12 protein-coding genes are annotated in these 19335 nt (G+C 71.9%); 9 read left to right on the top strand and 3 right to left on the bottom strand.

Annotation, left to right across the window (positions count from 1 at the left end; translation table 11 throughout):
- The first annotated feature begins 34 nt into the window (after window positions 1-34).
- The 5 genes from rfbB (at window position 35) to IN07_RS23775 (ending at window position 8129) form a co-directional block, all read left to right on the top strand.
- The gene (gene rfbB, locus IN07_RS03815) at window positions 35-1030 is read left to right on the top strand and encodes a dTDP-glucose 4,6-dehydratase (RefSeq protein WP_036333799.1); all 996 of its coding nucleotides are present in this window, start codon (window positions 35-37) and stop codon (window positions 1028-1030) included.
- Window positions 1027-1920, top strand: coding sequence for a dTDP-4-dehydrorhamnose reductase (rfbD, locus tag IN07_RS03820; RefSeq protein WP_036333801.1), 894 nt, complete (start codon window positions 1027-1029; stop codon window positions 1918-1920). Before rfbB ends, rfbD begins: the two co-directional genes overlap by 4 nt.
- A 161-nt stretch (window positions 1921-2081) precedes the next feature.
- The gene (locus IN07_RS23765) at window positions 2082-4976 is read left to right on the top strand and encodes an N-acetylmuramoyl-L-alanine amidase (RefSeq protein WP_052090709.1); all 2895 of its coding nucleotides are present in this window, start codon (window positions 2082-2084) and stop codon (window positions 4974-4976) included.
- A gap of 178 nt (window positions 4977-5154) precedes the next feature.
- The gene (locus tag IN07_RS23770; protein ID WP_052090710.1) at window positions 5155-5703 is read left to right on the top strand and encodes a hypothetical protein; all 549 of its coding nucleotides are present in this window, start codon (window positions 5155-5157) and stop codon (window positions 5701-5703) included.
- On the top strand, window positions 5700-8129 hold the full coding sequence (locus tag IN07_RS23775) for a hypothetical protein (RefSeq protein WP_052090713.1): 2430 nt from the start codon (window positions 5700-5702) through the stop codon (window positions 8127-8129). Before IN07_RS23770 ends, IN07_RS23775 begins: the two co-directional genes overlap by 4 nt.
- Window positions 8130-8633: 504 nt before the next feature.
- Here IN07_RS23775 and IN07_RS03840 read toward each other — a convergent pair.
- Window positions 8634-10067: a glycosyltransferase family 39 protein gene (locus IN07_RS03840; protein ID WP_081975161.1), complete on the bottom strand. Its 1434-nt coding sequence runs from the start codon at window positions 10065-10067 to the stop codon at window positions 8634-8636.
- A 369-nt stretch (window positions 10068-10436) separates the two neighbouring features.
- Between IN07_RS03840 and IN07_RS03845 the strand changes: the two genes are divergently transcribed.
- From IN07_RS03845 to IN07_RS03860, 4 genes are all read left to right on the top strand, one after another.
- Window positions 10437-12389, top strand: a complete 1953-nt coding sequence (locus IN07_RS03845) for a methyltransferase (RefSeq protein ID WP_036333804.1) — start codon at window positions 10437-10439, stop codon at window positions 12387-12389.
- Window positions 12390-12511: 122 nt separating this feature from the next.
- Window positions 12512-13345, top strand: a complete 834-nt coding sequence (locus IN07_RS03850) for an ABC transporter permease (protein ID WP_036333806.1) — start codon at window positions 12512-12514, stop codon at window positions 13343-13345.
- Window positions 13342-14613: an ABC transporter ATP-binding protein gene (locus IN07_RS03855; RefSeq protein WP_036333808.1), complete on the top strand. Its 1272-nt coding sequence runs from the start codon at window positions 13342-13344 to the stop codon at window positions 14611-14613. The genes IN07_RS03850 and IN07_RS03855 overlap by 4 nt, the downstream gene beginning before the upstream one ends.
- Window positions 14613-17117 (top strand): glycosyltransferase, encoded by a 2505-nt coding sequence (locus IN07_RS03860; RefSeq protein WP_081975162.1) that lies wholly within the window; start codon window positions 14613-14615, stop codon window positions 17115-17117. Before IN07_RS03855 ends, IN07_RS03860 begins: the two co-directional genes overlap by 1 nt.
- A gap of 37 nt (window positions 17118-17154) precedes the next feature.
- Here IN07_RS03860 and IN07_RS03865 read toward each other — a convergent pair whose 3' ends face one another.
- Window positions 17155-18213, bottom strand: a complete 1059-nt coding sequence (locus IN07_RS03865) for a glycosyltransferase family 2 protein (protein ID WP_036333810.1) — start codon at window positions 18211-18213, stop codon at window positions 17155-17157.
- The gene (locus IN07_RS03870; protein ID WP_036333812.1) at window positions 18210-19292 is read right to left on the bottom strand and encodes a glycosyltransferase family 4 protein; all 1083 of its coding nucleotides are present in this window, start codon (window positions 19290-19292) and stop codon (window positions 18210-18212) included. The genes IN07_RS03865 and IN07_RS03870 overlap by 4 nt, the downstream gene beginning before the upstream one ends.
- Between the last annotated feature and the right edge of the window lie 43 nt (window positions 19293-19335).

Here is a 19335-nt window from a genome sequence, read left to right on the forward strand (position 1 = left end):
CTGTCCGCCCAGTCACTCGAAGGGCTCTTCTCAGATGCGCATCCTGGTCACCGGCGGCGCCGGCTTCATCGGCTCGCACTACGTGCGGACCATGCTCTCCGGCGGTTACCCCGGCTTCGAGGACGCCGAGGTGACGGTCTTCGACAAGCTGACCTACGCCGGTAACCTCGCGAACCTCGCTCCGGTGGCGGAGAACCCGCGGTACCGGTTCGTGCAGGGCGACATCTGCTCGGCCGAGGACCTCGACGCCGTCCTGCCCGGGCACGACGCGGTGGTCCACTTCGCCGCCGAGTCGCACGTCGACCGGTCGATCACCGGTGCGGCCGGGTTCGTGCTGGCCAACGTGCTGGGGTCGCAGCAGGTCTTCGAGTCGGCTCTCCGCGCGGAGGTGGGCCGGGTCGTGCACGTCTCCACCGACGAGGTCTACGGCTCCATCGACGAGGGCTCCTGGACCGAGGACCACATCCTGGAGCCGAACTCCCCGTACTCCGCGTCCAAGGCCGGCAGCGACCTCATCGCCCGGGCGTACGCCAAGACCTACGGGATGAACATCTCCATCACCCGGTGCAGCAACAACTACGGGCCGTACCACTTCCCGGAGAAGGTCATCCCGCTGTTCGTCACCAACCTGCTCGACGGGCTCACGGTGCCGCTGTACGGCGAGGGTGCGAACGTCCGCGACTGGCTGTTCGTCGACGACCACTGCCGTGGCATCCAGCTGGTGCTGGAGAAGGGCGCGCCCGGCGAGTACTACAACATCGGCGGCGGCCGCGAGCTGTCCAACCGTGAGCTCACCGAGAAGCTGCTGGAGGCGACCGGGCGGGACTGGAGCCACGTCGAGCACATCGTCGACCCGCGCGGTGGCGGGCACGACCTGCGCTACTCGGTCGACTACTCGAAGACCGGCGCGCTCGGTTACGCCCCCCGGATGTCCTTCGAGGACGGGCTCGCGCTCACCGTGCAGTGGTACCGGGACAACCGCGCCTGGTGGGAGCCGCTCAAGGCCGCCGCGGCGACCGCGCGCGCATGAGCACCGCCTCGCCGATCAGTTGGCTGGTCACCGGCGCCCGCGGGCAGCTGGGCCACGACCTGCTCGGGGTGCTCTCCGGGCGGCCGGACGACCAGGTGACGGCGGTCGGCCGGGCCGAGGTCGACCTCACCGACGAGTCCTCCGTCCGGGCCACGGTGCGCGACTGGCTGGACCGGTCCGCCGGTTCCCGGGCGGTGCTGCTGAACGCCGCCGCGTACACGGCGGTCGACCCGGCCGAGACCGACGAGGCCACCGCCCAGGTCGTCAACGGCGCGGCGCCGGGGTGGCTGGCCGAGGAGATGGCCGGCCGCGGGCGGCTGGTGCACGTTTCCACCGACTACGTCTTCGACGGCTCCGCCACCGAGCCCTACCGGGTGGACTCGCCCACGGCTCCCCGGTCGGCGTACGGCCGCACCAAGCTGGCCGGCGAGCAGGCGATCGCCGCGGTCGGGGACGACGCGACCGTGGTCCGCACCGCATGGGTGTACGGCCGGCACGGTGGGAACTTCGTCCGCACGATGACCAACCTGGAGGCCCAGCGCGAGACCCTCTCGGTCGTCGACGACCAGGTCGGCTCGCCGACGTGGTCGGCCGACCTCGCCGCGGGACTCGTCGAGCTGGGGGAGCGGGTCGACGCCGTCCCACCGGTGCTGCACTGCACGAACAGCGGGCAGGTCAGCTGGTTCGGCCTGGCTCGCGCCGTGTTCGAGGAGCTGGGTGCCGACCCGGAGCGGGTGCAGCCGACGACCACGGATGCCTTCCCCCGCCCGGCGCCGCGACCGGCGTACTCGGTCCTCGACGGGTCCGCGTGGGGGGCGGCAGGGCTCACCCCGACCCGTCCCTGGCGTGAGGCGCTCCACGTGGCCATGCAGCAGGGGTTCCGCGACTGATCTGCGGTTCGCGGTCGCGCGCCGCAGCCCGGCACATCACGTTGTGGTGACTTTTCGTCACTTGCTGCTTCAGGTACACGCGCGGTCCTGCCGATGAGATGGACAGAGAACCGGTCTGACCCCTGGGTCGACCACCGCTGTCGCTCATCGGAGGACCCCTCGTGCGCCGCACCACCGCGGGCCTGACTGCATTCATCGCCATGACGGGTGCGTTCATCGTGCTGCCGGTCTATGTCGCGTCGGGACCAGCTCCCGAGCCCGTCGCACCGTCGGTGGACACCATCGCTCTCGGGTCGTTCGAGGCGTCGGCCGACTCGACAGAGCTCGCCGAGGACACCGTCGGCGGCGCACCCGCTGCACCGGCCGCACCCACCGCACCGGCCGAACCCACCGGCAGCCGCCCCGCGGTCGGGCAGCCTGCGGACGGCGAGGACGTGGACGAGGTCGCCCCGCCGGCCACCGGGGAGGAGATCCCCGGGCTGCCCGCTCTGACGGTCTCGCGGCCGGAGTCCGCCCCCTTCTCCGCGGTGGGGGTGACCTGGGAGCGGGACGACTCGGTCGAGGAGGTCGTCGCCCAGGTGCGGGTGCGGGCCGAGGGCGGGTCCTGGGGCTCGTGGACCCGGCTGGAGAAGGACGACGCGGAGCAGACCGACCCCGGCGACGGCGTCCGGGACGGCACCGCGCCGTACTACACCGGGCCGGCCTCGGGGATGGAGGTGATCGTCCAGGCACTGGACGGGAGCTCCCCGCAGGACGTCCGGATCGAGCTGATCGACCCGGGCACCAGCCCCGCGGACGCCGCGGTCTCGGAGTCCAGGGCGCTGGACGAGGCCGAGGCCGCCACGCCGATGCCCCCGATCTACTCCCGCGCGCAGTGGGGCGCGGATGAGTCCATCCGCGCCTGGGACCCGAGCTACGCGCCGTCGATCAAGGCGGCGACCATCCACCACACGGCGGACAAGAACAGCTACACCGCCGACGCGGTGCCGGGGATCATGCGGGCGATCTACGCCTACCACGCCATCAGCCGGGGCTGGGGGGACATCGGCTACAACGTCATCGTCGACAAGTTCGGCCGCGCCTGGGAGGGGCGCTACAGCGGGGATCGCGGCATCGCCAGCCCGGTTGTCGGCGCCCACGCCGGCGGCTTCAACACCGGCACGTTCGGCGTCTCCATGCTCGGTGACTACTCCACCACCACGCCGAGCGAGGCGGTGGTGGACACGGTGGCAGCGCTGGTGGCCTGGAAGCTCTCCCTCTACGGCGTCGACCCGCGCGGCACCACGACCCTCGTGTCCGGGGGTGGCGGCACCGCCAAGTACGCCGCCGGTACGAGTGTCCGGGTCCCGACGGTCTTCGGGCACCGGGACGTGGGCAGCACGTCGTGTCCGGGGCAGGCCGGGTACGCCAAGCTGGGCGACATCCGCACGCGGGCCGCGGCGGCCGTGGCTGCGTCGATGGCACACGACCCGCGGGGCTCGGTGGACTCGTTGGCCGTCACGCCGAGCGGGGTCACCGCAGCAGGCTGGGCCTACGACCCGGACGCGGTCTCCTCCCGAGCCGTGGTCGGCTTGGTCATCGACGGTGCCAAGGTCAGCGGTACCTCGGTCACCGAGGCGAGGCCGGACGTCGATGCGGCCTTCGGGGTGGGTCCCGACCACGGCTTCCGGGTGTCCGCCCTGCTGGCCCACGGCGTGCACGACGTGTGCGTGTTCGTGGAGAACAGTGCCGGGCCGGGGTCGGCGGTGCGTCTCGGGTGCGCAGAGGTCAACTTCACCAACCGGGCCCCCGTCTTCTCGGTGGACCAGTTCGCCGAGCAAGCAGACGGCACCGTGCGGATCAGCGGGTGGGCCTTCGACCCCGACGGCTCACCTCCGGAGCTGCAGCTGTACGACAACGACCGGGGTCGCGCGTACGCGACGACGGTCGCGCGTCCGGACGTACACGCCGCCTTCCCGGCTGCCGGGCCGACGGCGGGTTTCGCGATCACGGTCGGACCGCTGACCGGGGGGCACCGGTTGTGCCTCTTCGTGGCCGACACCGTGGCCGCGGGCAACAACGTCTTCGACGGTTGCCGTGACGTCAGGTACCGGGAGCCGTTGGGCTCGCTGGACAACGTGGTGGAGACCACCACCGGCGAGCTGCGGGTGACCGGCTGGGCGATGGACGAGAGCTCGGCGCAGACCGCGCTGGACGTCCACGTCTACGTGAACGGCCGGGGGACGGCGATCGGTGCCGGCGGCTCCCGACCGGACATCGGGAGGGCGTTCCCCGGCGCGGGTGACGCGCACGGCTTCGACGCCACCCTCCCCGCCGGCGCAGGCTCGAACCGGGTGTGCGCCTTCGCGATCAACGTCGGGATCGGCGGGGTGAACCCCCTGCTGGGATGCCGGACGGTCTCCACGGAGTACGTGGCCCCGGACGGAGTGGTCGACGCCTATGCCCCCGTGGGCGACGGGCGGCTGCGGGTCAGTGGCTGGGCCGTGGACCGCAGCGTCCCGTCGGCTCCGGTCGGCGTGCACTTCTACGTCGACGGGCAGTACCAGCGCGCGGTGCAGGCCACCAACTCCCGCCCGGACATCGCCTCGGCGTTCCCCGGGGCGGGTCCGCAGCACGGCTTCAGCGAGATCTTCGACCTCACTCCCGGGCAGCACTCGGTCTGCGTGTTCGCGATCAACCTGGGGACCGCCGGCACCAACCCGCTGATGGGCTGCCGGACGGTGACGGTCCACGACCGGTCGCCCGTGGGATCGGTGGACTCCATCGGAGCCGCTGGTGCAGGGCAGCTGCGGGTGTCCGGGTGGGCGTTCGACCCGGATGCGCCGACCAGGAGCACGACGGTGCAGGTCTCCGTGGACGGCGTGGACCAGGGCAGCTTCGCCGCCGACGCGTCCCGGCCCGACGTCGGTCGGGTGTACCCGGAGGCCGGCGCCGCGCACGGCTTCTCGATCGACCTGGCAGTTCCCTCCGGCCTGCGCGAGGTCTGCGTCTCGGCCCGGTCCACGGACATCAGGACGACCCCGACCCTCATGCGGTGTGCGCAGGTCACCGTGTGATCGGCCCAGTCACTCACTGCAAGTAATCAATCAGACACCTGAAGGTACGAACGCCCGGCGCGGCGGCTCGTGCCGAAGCGGGGGTGCCCTGCACCCTCAACTGCGGTCGTCCGTCGGGCGGCCGCGTCACGGAGCGGCGAAGGGCATCGGGATGACGACGACGACGAGGCGACGGGGCGTGTTCCTCCTGGTGGGTGCGGTGCTGGCCGCCGCGGTGGTGGCCGTGGCCCTCTCCGCAGGCAGGGCGGACCCCGCCCCGGCCGCGAGCCGGCCGACGGCCGCCGCCCCGACGGAGTCCGCACCCACGGCGTCCGCACCCACGGAGGACCCCGACCCGGCCGCGGGTGCGGACGCCGGCACGACACCAGTGGCGCCGATCAGTGCCACTCCGACCACCCCGGCGAGCAACGCGCCGGAGCTCACGACGGCCGTGGTCGGGCTGGCCTACGCCGACTGGGCCGTCGCCGAAGGCCGGGTGGAGGCCGCCGGGTTCGTCGCTGGTGTGATCGAGTCCGGTGGCACGTGCACCCTGGAGCTCGTCCGCGGCGCCGCGGAGGTCACCGGCACGAGCACCGGCGAGGCCGATGCGACGACGACCAACTGTGGCCTCATCACGATCCCCGGGGACGGGCTCGAGGCAGGGGAGTGGCAGGCCACGCTCTCGTACGAGTCGCAGACCACGCGCGGCTCCTCGGAGCCCATGCCGGTCGAGGTGCCGACCCGATGAGCAGGCTGGTGCGCCGGGTCGTGGTGGCGCTCGCCGTCCTGGTGACGGCAGGGTCACTGCTCACGCTGCAGGGGACGCGACCGGACGACCTGTGGCCGTTCGACCGGGTGGCGGACCTGAGCCAGTTCGACGCGGGCAACATCATCAGCGACGAGGTCTTCTTCGCCGGCTACGCGATGTCGGCGGGGGACGTGCAGACCTTCCTCAACGCCAAGGTCGGGGACTGCAAGCCGGGAGCCGATGGCTCGCCGTGCCTGAAGGACTACCGGCAGGACACGAACAACCGGCCGGCGGACGTCTACTGCAACGGCTACGCCGGCGCGCCCGGGGAGTCGGCGGCGACGATCATCGCCAAGACGGCGATCTCCTGCAGCATCAACCCCAAGGTGCTGCTCGTCATGCTGCAGAAGGAGCAGGGGCTGGTGCTCGGCTCCGGCTCGGGCCTCACCGCCACCCGTTACAAGAAGGCCATGGGCTTCGCCTGCCCGGACACGGCCCCGTGCGACGAGGCCTACTTCGGCTTCCACAACCAGGTGTACAGCGCCGCGCGGCAGTACCAGCGGTACACGGCGAACGCCGCCAACTACGCCTACCGAGCCGGTCGGACGGTGAACGTGCTGTGGAGCCCGAACACCAACTGCGGATCCGGTCCGGTCACCATCGCCAACCAGGCGACGGCGAACCTCTACATCTACACCCCGTACCAGCCCAACGCTGCCGCGCTGCGTGCCGGGTACGGCACCGGCGACGGCTGCTCCGCCTACGGCAACCGCAACTTCTGGCTGTACTTCACCGACTGGTTCGGGTCCACCCAGAGTGACGCGATCGCCGCCGCGACCCCCAAGGGGATCGCCGACACCCTCTCGCTCACGGCCACGGGCTTCACCGCCAAGGGGTGGGCCTTCGACCCGGACGCACCCCACTCGCCGGTCACGGTGCGCGCGACGGTGGACGGCGCGACGGTGGCCTCGACCTCGGCCGGTGGATCACGCCCGGACGTGGGCTCGGTGCACGGCGTGGGGCCGAACCACGGGTTCGAGGTGTCCGGGCTGCTCAGCTACGGCACCCACCAGGTCTGCCTGATCGCGGACAACCTCGCCGGTCAGGGGATGAACTTCCAGTTCGGTTGCCGTCCGGTCACCTTCACCGACCGCGCTCCGGAGATGTCCCTGGACGTCCTGGCCGAGCAGCCCGACGGCTCGGTCCTGCTGTCGGGGTGGGTCTACGACCCCGACGGGAACCCGCCTCAGGTCCACGTCTACACGAACGGGCGCGGCGTGGCCCACACCCCGAACGTCCCCCGGCCGGACGTCCAGGCCGCGTTCCCGGCGGCGGGACCGGCCGCCGGGTTCCGGATCACCGTGGGTCCGCTCTCGGGCAAGACGGACCTGTGCGTCTTCGCCGTGGACGGCGTCGCCCCGGGGAACAACCGCATCGCCGCCTGCCGGGACTACGCCTATCGCGCACCCGTCGGGTCGGTCGACTCCATCGCCGAGACCGTGGACGGGAAGATCCGCATCCAGGGGTGGGCGCTGGACGAGAGCATGCCCGAGGCGCCGATCCAGGTGCACGCCTACGTCAACGGACGGGGGGTGGCCATCGACGCCACCGGGACGCGGGAGGACATCGGTCGGGCGTACCCGGGAGCGGGGAAGGCGCACGGCTTCGACGCGACGCTCCCCTCGTCCCCGGGACGCAACCAGATCTGCGTGTTCGGGATCAACATCGGTGTCGCCGGGACCAACCCGGTGATCGGTTGCACCGCGACCGACCTGCAGTACAAGGCGCCGCAAGGTGTGGTGGACGCCGTTGCCCCGGTGGGTGACGGGCGGGTCCGCGTCGGGGGCTGGGTCTTCGACCCCAGCGTCCCGACCGCGCCGGCGAACGTCCACATCTACGTCGACGGCCGCTACCACGGTGCGTTCACGGCCGACGGGCACCGGCCGGACATCGCCGCAGCGTTCCCCGGGGTCGGGGCAGCGCACGGCTTCAACACGTACCTCGACATCGGTACGGGGCGGCACAAGGTCTGCACCTTCGCCATCAACCTCGGTCTCGCCGGGACCAACCCCCTCCTCGACTGCTCCGAGGTGACGGTCACCGACCGCATGCCCATGGGATCGGTGGACTCCGTCGCGGTCGGCGCGCCCGGTGAGGTCGCGATCCAGGGTTGGACGTTCGATCCGGACGCGCCGACCCAGACCGTGCAGGTGCGGGTGGCCATCGACGGCGTCGACCAGGGGGTGTTCCCCGCCGCTGGCTCCCGCCCGGACGTGGGACGGGTGCACCCCGAGGCCGGGGCTGCGCACGGGTTCGCGATCAGGCTGCCGCTGGCAGCCGGCCCGCACGAGGTCTGTGTCTCCGCACACTCCACCGGGGTGGGCGGGACGCCCACGGTCCTCCGGTGCGTCCGGTTGACCGCCTGACGCGCGAGCTGCGCGCCGGAGGACCTGGCTCACGCCGGGGAGGTCCGCCCGGCTCGTCCTGATCGTGCAGGTGCCCGATGCCCGCTCCCCGCCGTCGGCGGGGGGCGGGCATCGCGCTTCCCGGGACCCGCCCCTCCTGCTCGTCCCCGACGGTCAGGCGCAGCAGACCGCGGTCCGGGCCGGGGTGGGCCCTGGTTCCACCGGGCCGGCGCTGAGAGCGCCGGGCGGCGGGCCGGCGCCCTGGTGCCGGGGAACACCTCCGGGGAACACCTCCGTGACCCACCGCCGGCGGTGCCCTGGTCGCCAGGCTGCACACGAGGCTGACGACGGGCTCAACGCTGCGGACCGACGCCGCACGGGGGACGCCCGGTCCTGCACGGCGGTCCGGAACGCGAAGAGACCTCCGCGGAACACCCGTGCTGGGTGCTCCGCGGAGGTCTCCGCAGGGGACAGGCGTCCGATCTCCGTCGCTGGCGGACAGGGCTCAGGACCCTGCCGTCGGCGTCAGGTGAGCATCGTGTGGGCCATCCCGGCGGCCGACGCGACGGCCACGGCAGCGAAGGCCACGCGAGCCGGCTTGGGGCGGATCATCGTCAGCCCGATGGCGAGCGCGGCCGGGACGAGCGACAGGCCGTACCGGGAGGTGATCAGGACGAAGATGTTGACCGCTTCGTAGTTCACGATGATCAGCAGCATCGGGACGAACAGCGCCGTGCCGCCCAGGGCGAACGCCAGCGCGCGGACCTGGCTGCCCCGTGCGGCCATCACGGCGCCGAGGATCGTCAGGGTGATCAACCCGTAGTCGGTCAGCACCGCGACGAGCCGGGCCGTGTCCCCGGTCAGGGTCGTGTCGTAGAACTCCGGGTTGATCGGCGTGAAGAACGCGTCCATGGAGCTGATCAGCCACATCGGCTCGAAACTGGGGGCGAAGAACGACTGGTTCTGCGGGACCAGCAGCGGGTCCATGGTCTGCAGCTGGGCCTGGACGACGGTCCAGGCCAGCCCCACGACGGCGGAGGTGACCCCGAGGGCGACGATGGCCAGCAGGGGCCTGCGGGACGGCAGCCACTCCCTCCAGGAACGGGGGTTCGTGCCCTGCCAGTGTCGGGCGAGCACGAACAACGCGACCGCGATGACCATCGTCACGTTGGTCGACTTGATGGCCACGGCGACGGCCGCGATCAGCACCAGCCACCGGAGTCCGAGCAGGCCCCGGTCCCATCTCAGCGCGGCCAGGGTCAGCGCCGCGCCGGCCGGCAGGGCCGTGACGTCGTTGTTGACGATGGTGAAGGTCTGCAGGATCACCGGCGAGGCGGCCAGGACCAGGATGCCGGCCGCGCCGACCCACTTGTGCACGCCCAGCTCACGGAAGAGCCGCCACGCGATCCCCACGAACAGTGCCCACCACAGGACGGAGGAGAAGCGCATGACGTTGACCAGGTCGCCGTCGACGCCCAGTGCGCTGCCCGCGAGCGCGGCGACCGCCGGGGTGACGTAGTAGAACGGCGCGTGGATGTAGGCGGTGTCGTAACCACCGCCGGGCATCCGGCTCAGGTCGTACGGACCTCCGCACGGCATGCCGAGGGGAGCCGCCGTGTCGATCCACCGGCAGGCCAGGATGTCCTGTCCCTCCTCGGTGAAGGTGTCCCCGGCTCCGACGGCGTTCCCGTCCAGCAGGTGCAGGACGTAGTCGATGTGCTGGATCTCGTCCACGGGCGACAGTGGGTTGTAGATCGCGATGTGGAGGACGAACAGGGCGGAGGTGACCACCAGCGCGCCCCACCAGGCGATCGAGTTCCTCGCGCGGGCGAGGAACCGGCCCCCGGTCCTGGCGGCGTGGGACCCGGTCGAGGTCGTCGAGCCGGGGCCGGTCCCTTCGGCGAGCACGTCGTGCTGGTGCCCCGCCTCGGCTCTGCCATCTATCTCAGTGCTCGTCATGACCCTTTTCCATCGTCCGGCGGGGTGTGGCGCAGGGGCGCGGTCCGGCGTGCGCGCCGAGGCCGGCGGTGTCGCTGCGGCCCGGCGAATGTAATCAGCTCCGGCCGGGCATTTGGGGCCACGAGCCCGGGACCGTGCCGTCCGGCGCCACAGCAGTCTCGCGCGGCGCTGTGACCTCACGGGCCGCACCGGGTGCTGGCCACCGAGGTCCGGGTGCGCTTTCCTCAGGGTCTTGCCCCCGGGTCCTGCCTCGACCGCCGGACGGTCGATGGCGCCAGAGCGGGTAGCCTGCTCGCCGTCGTCGCGGCTGTGTGCCACGTCCCGGTGAGTGACGCTTCCAAGCCCTCCTCCCTCAAGACAGAGGTCGCAATGCCCCCCACCGTTCCCTCCGTAGCCGTCGAGACCGCCACGCCGATCCGGCAGGCACGTCCGGACGCGGTGTCGGGGAGCCCGACGCTGCTCCGGGACGTCGGTTCCGGCTACCGGGACGGCGCCGAGGAGGCGCTGCTGGAGCTGGTGCGCGGCAGCGAGGACCGTGGGTCCCTCAACGAGGAGCTCCACTCCCGGGCGGGCGGCTGGGCCGAGCGCTACCACCTGGACCGCCAGCGGGCGAACGTGCTGCGGGCGTTCGAGGTCGGGTCGGCCACCCGGGTGCTCGAGGTGGGTGCCGGGTGCGGCGCCATGAGCCGTTACCTGGCCGAGGAGTGCGCCGTCGTGGACGCCCTCGAGCCGGTGCCGGCGCGCGCGGCCGTGGCCGCCGCGCGGCTGGCCGACCGCCCCGGGGCCCGGGTCTTCACCGGTGAGCTCGCGGACCTGCCGGACGAGCCCTCCTACGACCTGGTGGTCGTCATCGGCGTGCTGGAGTACGTGGGCGGCGGAACGGCCGAGGAGGCCCCCTACCTGGCGTTCCTCGACGAGATCCGTCGCCGGCTGCTGCCCGGAGGGCGGCTGCTGCTGGCCATCGAGAACAAGCTCGGTGTCAAGTACCTGGCAGGTTCACCCGAGGACCACAGCGACCGGGCCTACGACTCGCTGGAGGACTACCCGGTCGGCTCCCCGGCGCGGACCTTCGACCGGGCGGCGCTGGGCAGCCTGTTCCAGCGCGCCGGCATGGACCCCACCTTCTTCAGTGCGTTCCCCGACTACAAGCTCACCCGCGCCGTGATCGCCGACGAGCTCATGGTCCACCCCTCGGGGCTGGCCGGTCGCCTGCCGCGTTTCCCGAGCCCCGACTGGCAGACCGCCCGGGACTTCGGCCCGAGCGAGGAGCTGCTGTGGCGCACCCTGGTCTCGGCCGGCCAGGGCAAGGAGCACGGCAACTCGTTCGTCGTCGTCGGCACCCCTGACGGCAGCCAGCAGGACCTCTGGCCGACCGACCGGCGGGCCGCCTTCTACACGACGGAGCGGCGTCCCGGGCGGGCCACCGAGAGCGTCGTCCGTCAGGACGGGACGGGCCTGGTGCTCGAGCGCAGCGTGCTCGGGGACCGACGCGAATCGGCTGGACCTGCGCACCGCGTCAACTCCGGCCCGATCCTGCCCGGCAGCTCGCTCGTCGACGAGATCGCCAAGGGCGACGTGGAGTTCACCCGCCGTGCGCTGACCGAGTGGCGCGAGCTGGTGGAGGCCTCGGCCGCGGAGCCCGACGGGGTGGCCGTCGACCTCGTCCCGCACAACCTGCTGGTCGACGAGGACGGCGGGCTGGTCCACATCGACGACGAGTGGCGCAGCACGGAGTGGACTGTCGACGACGTCGTCGCACGAGGCCTCATCTGGTTGTGCGAGCGGCTGTCCACCGTGCCGACCCCGTGGCAGACCCGGCCGTCCCGGCGGGCCCTGCTGGACGAGTTGGGCGCGCTGGTCGACGTGCACCTCGACGACGAGCGGCTGTCCCGGACCCTGCACCGCGAGGCCGTGCTGCAGACCGAGCTCCTGCGCTGTGGCCGCGACGACGAGGCCTTCGCAGCGGAGGTCGAGCGCACCGAGGGTGAGCTCAAGGGGCTGCTGGACCACCCCATGTCACCGCTGCGCCCCAAGCTCGGCCCGCTCATCGCCGAGCGGGACCAGGCGCGGGCCGAGGTGGCGCAGCTGCGTTCGGAGGCCGAGCAGGCCCGGCAGCTCGAGGCGCAGCTGCACGACGAGGTGGCGCGCACCCATGCCGCGCTCGAGGTGACGGTGCAGGAGCTGACCGGGATCAAGGAGTCGGGCGGGTACCGCGCCCTGTCTCGTGGCCGGGTCGTCGCCGGCCGGGTGGTGCCCCGTGGCTCGGTCCGGCGCTCGGTCCTCGGCGGTGTCCTGGACGCCGTCCGCCGCCGGGTCCGGTGACCCCTGGGGCCGGCCGTGACCACCGGGGTCACTGGGACGGCTCCCCTCGGCGCGTCGCTCGAGACGGCCGTTCCGCCAGGTACTGAGAGGTAAGGTTCCGTCACGATGCGAGAACAACAGTCATGAGCGTCGTGAGTGACCTCAAGGACTCCCGAGGGCTCCTGGTCAACCTGACCCTCCGCGAGGTCCGGGGCAAGTACAAGCGCACCCTGCTCGGTCAGGGGTGGTCGCTGCTCAACCCGATCGCGACCCTGCTGATCTACACCCTGGTCTTCGGGTTCGTGCTCCGCGTGCCGGTGCCCGTGGGCGAGGACAGCGGCCTGCAGGTGTTCGTCCTCTTCCTGGCCTGTGCCCTGCTGCCGTGGAACTTCTTCAACAACGCGGTGAGCAGTGGCATGGGCTCGCTCATCGCCAACGCCAACCTGCTGCGCAAGGTCTTCTTCTGGCGGCCGACGCTGGTGGTCGCGACGGTCCTGTCGTTGAACGTCACCTTCGCCATCGAGCTGGGCGTGCTGGTGGTGCTGCTGCTGGTCTTCGGCAGCATGCCGCTGCCGTGGATCCCGTTGCTGGTCGTCGTCGTCGTCCTGCTGACGGCCTTCGCCCTCGGCATCGCGCTGCTGCTGTCGATCGCCAACGTCTACTTCCGGGACACCCAGCACTTCGTCACCATCGGCATGCAGCTGTGGTTCTACGCGACGCCGATCGTCTACCCGTACCAGCTCATCCAGGACCAGGCCGCCCGCATGCGGGCGGCCGGGAACGACTTCCCGCTGGAGACGATCTACCGCCTCAACCCGCTGGAGCGGTTCGTGAGCGTCTTCCGGGCCATGCTCTACGACAACGTCATGCCGTACTGGGGAGACCTGCTCTTCTGCCTCGTGGCGGCAGTCGGCTCCCTGGTGATCGGCATCGTGGTGTTCAACCGGAGTCAGCACCGCCTCGTGGAGGAACTGTGAGCAGCACCCCGGCCGTCGTGGTCGACGAGGTCTCGAAGCGGTTCCGGCTGTACAAGGAGCGCAACCAGTCCCTCAAGGCGGCCCTCATGCGCGGGGGCCGGGCGAGCTACGACGAGTACTGGGCGCTGCGCGGCGTCTCCTTCGAGATCCCGCAGGGCTCGACCTTCGCGCTGATCGGCGAGAACGGGTCGGGCAAGTCGACCCTGCTCAAGTGCATCGCCCGGATCCTGGAGCCGGAGAAGGGGGACATCCGCACCCAGGGCACGGTCGCCGCCCTGCTGGAGCTGGGGTCGGGCTTCCACCCCGAGTTGTCCGGTCGGGAGAACGTCTTCCTCAACGGCTCGATCCTGGGCATGACCAAGCGTGAGCTGGAGCGCAAGTTCGACGAGATCGTCGACTTCGCCGGCATCGAGGCCTTCATCGACCAGCCGGTCAAGAACTACTCCTCGGGCATGTACATGCGCCTGGGCTTCTCCGTGGCGATCAACGTCGACCCGGACGTGCTCCTGGTCGACGAGGTGCTCGCCGTCGGCGACGCCGCCTTCCAGGAGAAGTGCATGGAGAAGTTCGTCGACTTCCGCCGCGCGGGCAAGACGGTGGTCATCGTCAGCCACGCGATGGGGTCCATGCGGACGCTGTGCGACCAGGCCGCGTGGCTCGACCGCGGCTCTCTCGTGGAGGTCGGCCGGGCGGACCAGATCGTCGACCGCTACGTCGACAAGAGCCACGAGAAGGAGGTCGCCCCCTCGTCCTCGGCCACGCCGGCGTCGTCGGACGGCGCCACTCCCGACGGCGCACCGGTCAAGACGCGGATCGGGTCCGGCGAGGCGATCCTGACGGACGTCACCGTCCTGGACGCCCAGGGACTGCCGGCCAACCGGTTCCGGACCGGCGAGCAGGCCACCATCCGGATCTCCTACGAGTGCTCGGAGCGAGTCGAGCGGCCGGCCTTCGCGCTGGCGCTGGACACCGTCGACGGCATGCGCATCTGGGCGCACCACACCCGCGACGGCGGGCTGGACATCGCCTACATCGAGGGGTCGGGCCACATCGACCTCGCGATCCCCAGCCTCACCCTGCAGCCCTACACGTTCGACCTCAGCGCCCGCATCCTGGACCACACGCTCACCCACACCTACGACTTCCTGCGCCACTGCTACCGGTTCGTCGTCGAGACCGGTGAGCTGCGCGAGTCCGGGGGAGTGGTCGCGCTCGGTGGTCGTTGGAACGCAGATCTTCCCTCAATCGCCTCGGAGGCCACCGTCTGATGCCCACCGAACCGCTGGTCTCGGTCGTCCTCGTCAACTACAAGGGCGCCGAGGACACCATCACCTGCCTGCGGTCCCTCGGCGAGCTGGACTGGCCCGCGGACCAGCTCGAGCTGATCGTCGTGGACAACGACTCCGGGGGCGACGACGTCGACCGGATCCGTCGCGAGGTGCCCGGGGCCGTCGTCATCGAGGCGGGTGAGAACAGCGGCTTCGCCGGCGGGTGCAACACCGGCGTCCGCCACGCCCGCGGTGAGGTCGTCGGTTTCATCAACAACGACGCCCGCCCCGACCCGCAGTGGGTGCGCGCCGCCGTCGACGTCCTCCAGCGAGACCGCTCGGTCGCCTCGGTCGCCAGCAAGGTGCTGGACTGGGAGGGCACCCACATCGACTACGTCGACGGGTCCCTCACCTGGTTCGGCATGGGCTACAAGCGCGAGGTCGAACGGCCCGACAGCGGCGAGTGGGAGACCCCGCGGGACGTGCTCTTCGGCACGGGCGCGGCGATGTTCGTCCGCAAGGACGTCTACGAGACCGTCGGCGGTTTCGACGAGCGCTTCTTCATGTTCTACGAGGACGTCGACCTGGGCTGGCGGCTGAACCTGCTGGGCTGGCGGGTGCGCTACGTGCCCGACTCGATCGCCTTCCACAAGCACCACGCGTCGATGAACAAGTTCGGCAGCTACCGGGAGACGTTCCTGCTGGAGCGCAACGCGCTGTTCAGCATGATCAAGAACTACGGGGACGACGCCCTGTCGCGCACGTTGGCGCCGGCGCTCATGCTGGCCATCAGCCGGGCCGCTGAGCGTGGCGAGATCGACCCGGGCGCCCTGGACCTGAAGCGTTCACCCGGCGGCGACGACATCGGCGAGATGAGCGTCCCCAAGGTCACCATGGCCGGGGTGCTGGCCATCGCCGACGCCGCCACGGACGTGGCCGGGCTGTGGGCGGACCGGGCGCGGCTGCAGGAGCAGCGCACCCGCAACGACCTGGAGCTCGCGCCGCTGTTCCGCCAGGCCATCGAGCCGGCGTTCCCGCTGGCGCGCTACCTCAAGGCGCACGGTGAGCTCGTCGAGTCCTTCGGCATCGCCGACCTCTTCGCCACCCGGCGGCGCATCCTGGTGATCACCGGCGACCCGCTGGCGGCCAAGATGGCCGGCCCGGCGATGCGCGCCTGGGCGATCGCCGAGCACCTCTCCGACGAGCACGACGTCCGCCTGGTCTCGACCAGCGGGGCGAGCATCTCCGACCCGCGCTTCCAGGTCTCCGCAGTGGGGGTGCCCGACCAGCTCAAGCCGCACGAGGCGTGGGCCGACATCATCGTCTTCCAGGGCTTCGCCATGGCCGCGGCGCCCTGGCTGGTCCGCTCGCAGAAGATCATCGTCTGCGACATCTACGACCCGATGCACCTCGAGCAGCTGGAGCAGACCCGCGGGCAGGAGGGCGGCCAGCGCACGCGCGACGTCGCCAACACGACCACGGTGCTGAACCAGCAGCTCAGCCGCGGTGACTTCTTCCTCTGCGCGAGCGAGAAGCAGCGGCACTTCTGGCTGGGGCAGATGGCCGCCGTCGGCCGGCTCAACCCGGCGACCTACGATGCGGACTCCTCGATGAGCAAGCTGCTCGCCGTCGTCCCCTTCGGGCTGAGCTCGGTGGCCCCTCGCCGCACCCGTCCGGCGATCAAGGGCGTCGTCCCCGGCATCGCCGAGACCGACAAGGTCGTGCTGTGGGCCGGCGGCGTCTACAACTGGTTCGACCCGCTGACCCTGGTCCGGGCGATCGACCAGCTGCGCCAGCGCCACCCCGATGTGCGGATGTTCTTCCTGGGCATGCGCAACCCCAACCCGCACGTGCCCGAGATGCGCATGGCCGCGGCGACCCGAGAGCTCTCCGACTCCCTGGGCCTCACCGGCAAGCACGTGTTCTTCAACGAGGAGTGGGTCGACTTCCGGGACCGGGAGAACTACCTCCTGGACGCGGACGTCGGCGTGTCCACGCACTTCGAGCACGTGGAGACCACGTTCTCCTTCCGGACCCGGATGCTGGACTACCTGTGGGCACAGCTGCCCATCGTGGCCACCGGCGGCGACACGTTCGGCGATCTGATCTCGGCACAGGGGCTCGGTGTGACGGTGCCCGAGCAGGACGTCGACGCGCTGGCTGCCGGGCTGGAGCGGACGCTCTACGACGAGCCGTTCGCCGCTGCCTGCCGGGACGCGGTCGACCGGGTCCGCAACGACTACGCGTGGGAGCGGGCGCTCAGCCCGCTGCTGGAGTTCTGCCGCGCCCCGCGTCGGGCGCCCGACCTCGCCGGCGCGAACGGCAAGGACCTCGAGGCGGTCGTCCAGGGGCGGCTCATCGACACGTCGTACGAGCCGAACCTGCGTGGCGACCTCGGGTTGATCCGGGAGTACCTGCAGCAGGGCGGACCGCGTGAGCTGGGTCGTCGGGTCGCCGGGCGGGTCCGCAAGAACGTCCGCGACGGGGTCGCCCGCTTCCGGTGACGCCTGCTGCCGGTGACGCCTGGCCGGCCGGGTGGCCTCAGTCGGCGACGAGGTGGGTCGCGGTCTGCGCTCGCGGGACGAGCGCGGACCGGCCCGCCGCCCGGCGCACCCGCACGGCGCTGGGGAGCAACCGCAGGTAGGAGCCGAGCGCCCGCAGCCGGGTGACCGTCATCGCCGCGGCGGGCCCTTGGCGCAGGGTCAGGTGCAGCACGGTCACCGGGTACCGCAGGGCCGCCCGCACGGCCAGCCGGCCGGGGGCGTTCCGCGTCAGCACCAGGAGCCGGTTCCGGTCGTCGTGGAAGCGGAACAGCGCCGACCTGACGTCGCTGCTGGCAGCGTGCTCGTGCCGGACGACCGCCGTCGGCTCGTACCGGATCGTCCACCCGGCCGTGCGGAGCCGCCACGACAGGTCGGTGTCCTCGTAGTACAGGAACAGCCGGGGCTCGAAGTCGCCGACCTCGGCCAGCGCGGCGGCGCGCAGCAACACCGCTGCCCCGCAGAAGGCGAAGACCTCGGCAGGGGGTTCCCGCCCCTCGTCCGGCTGCAACCACCCGCGGTCCCGGCCGTAGCCCGACCGGGTCACCTCGTTGCCGGTGGAGTTGATCAGGTCGACGTCGCCGTCCGGGGTCGGGCGGTAGGTGCCCGTCGGTGCCACCACGTCGCCCTCGGCGGCCGGGGCGCCGGGCGGCAACCGGCGGAAGCGCGGGCGGAGCAGCACCTTGCCGGTCACGGCAGCCACCCGCTCGGCCCCGGGCGCCTCGATCGCCCGCAGCAGCGCCGACAGGAAGCCCGGCTCGGGGACCGCGTCGTTGTTCAGCAGCACCGCGTACGGGGTCGACGCCTCCGCCAGGGCGCGGTGCGCACCTCCCGCGAAACCGGTGTTGTACGGCGCGGTCAGGACCCGGACGTCGGGGTGGTGCCGGGCCAGGTGCTCGACGGTCCCGTCGGTGGAGGCGTTGTCGAGCACCACCACGTCGAAACGGTGCCGACCCAGATCCTGCCGGGCCACGCCGGCGAGGCAGTCGTCGAGGAGGTGCCGACCGTTCCAGCTGACGATCACGACGGTGAGCACGGGACGCCGCGGGGTGTCGTTCACCCGACGGCCCGTCGGTAGGCGTCGACGGTCGCCTCGGCGCAGGCCCGCCACGTGTGCTGTCGTGCCCAGGCCGCAGCCTCGGCCCGGCGTGGTCCATCCGAGGGCGCAGCGGTGGTGAGCGCCTCGGCCCAGCCGTCCACGTCCGTCGGGGCGACCAGGGTGGCGTGCCCGCCGGCGACCTCCCGGTGTGCCGGGACGTCGCTGGCGACCACCGCGGTGCCGGCGGCCATGGCCTCCAGCAGCGGCAACCCGAAGCCCTCGTAGTGGGACGGCAGGAGCACGGCCCGGGCCCGGGCGACCACACCGTGCAGCTCGGACTGGCTCAGCCAGCCGGTCACGTGCACTCCGGCGCCCTGCTCGGCCTCCGGCCCCCAGCCGGCCGGCCCGGCGAGCACCAGGTCGGGGACCGTGCCCTCCGCGCGCGCCCGCCGGTGTGCATCGAGCAGGGTGCTGAGGTTCTTCCGCGGCTCGCGTGCCCCGACGAAGAGCAGGAACTCGTCCGGCAGGCCCCGGGCCGCCAGCCACGCATCGTCGACCGGGTGGGCCCCGAACCAGGCCGGGTCCACCCCGAGCGGGGTCACGACGACCCGGTCCTCCGGCAGGGAGTAGGCCGCGGTCACCTCGTCGGCGACCGCCCGGGTCGGGGTGACGACCACGGTGCCCAGCCGGTCCAGCGCGCGGGGCACCAGGTCCCGGTAGCGCAGCACCGCGTCGGTCACCCACTCGGGGAAACGGAGGTAGGTCAGGTCGTGCACGGTCACGACCGACGCCGTGCGCAGCGCCGGCGGCGCGACGAAGTTGGTGGCGTGGAAGACGTCGACCCTGCCGCTGAACGCCTCGACCGGCGGGAGGGGAGCCCGCGTCCAGGCGGCCTGCAGCGCTCGGGCGGGCACCGGCAGATGCCGCCACTGCACCGCCGGGGGCAGTTCGGCCGGACGCCGCCCGCCACGCAGCGTGAACGGCACGGCCCGCAGGTCCAGGCCGGGCAGTTCCGCCAACCCGGACGTGAGGCCGCGGACGTATGTGCCGACCCCGGTGCTACGGCCGAGCAGCGGGGTGGCGTCGAGGGCGATCTTCATCCGGCGACATGGTCTCACGGGGCGGGGCCCCGCGGGCCGGGGC

Origin of the sequence: Modestobacter caceresii (genome assembly GCF_000761485.1) — a bacterium.
Lineage (GTDB): Bacteria > Actinomycetota > Actinomycetes > Mycobacteriales > Geodermatophilaceae > Modestobacter > Modestobacter caceresii.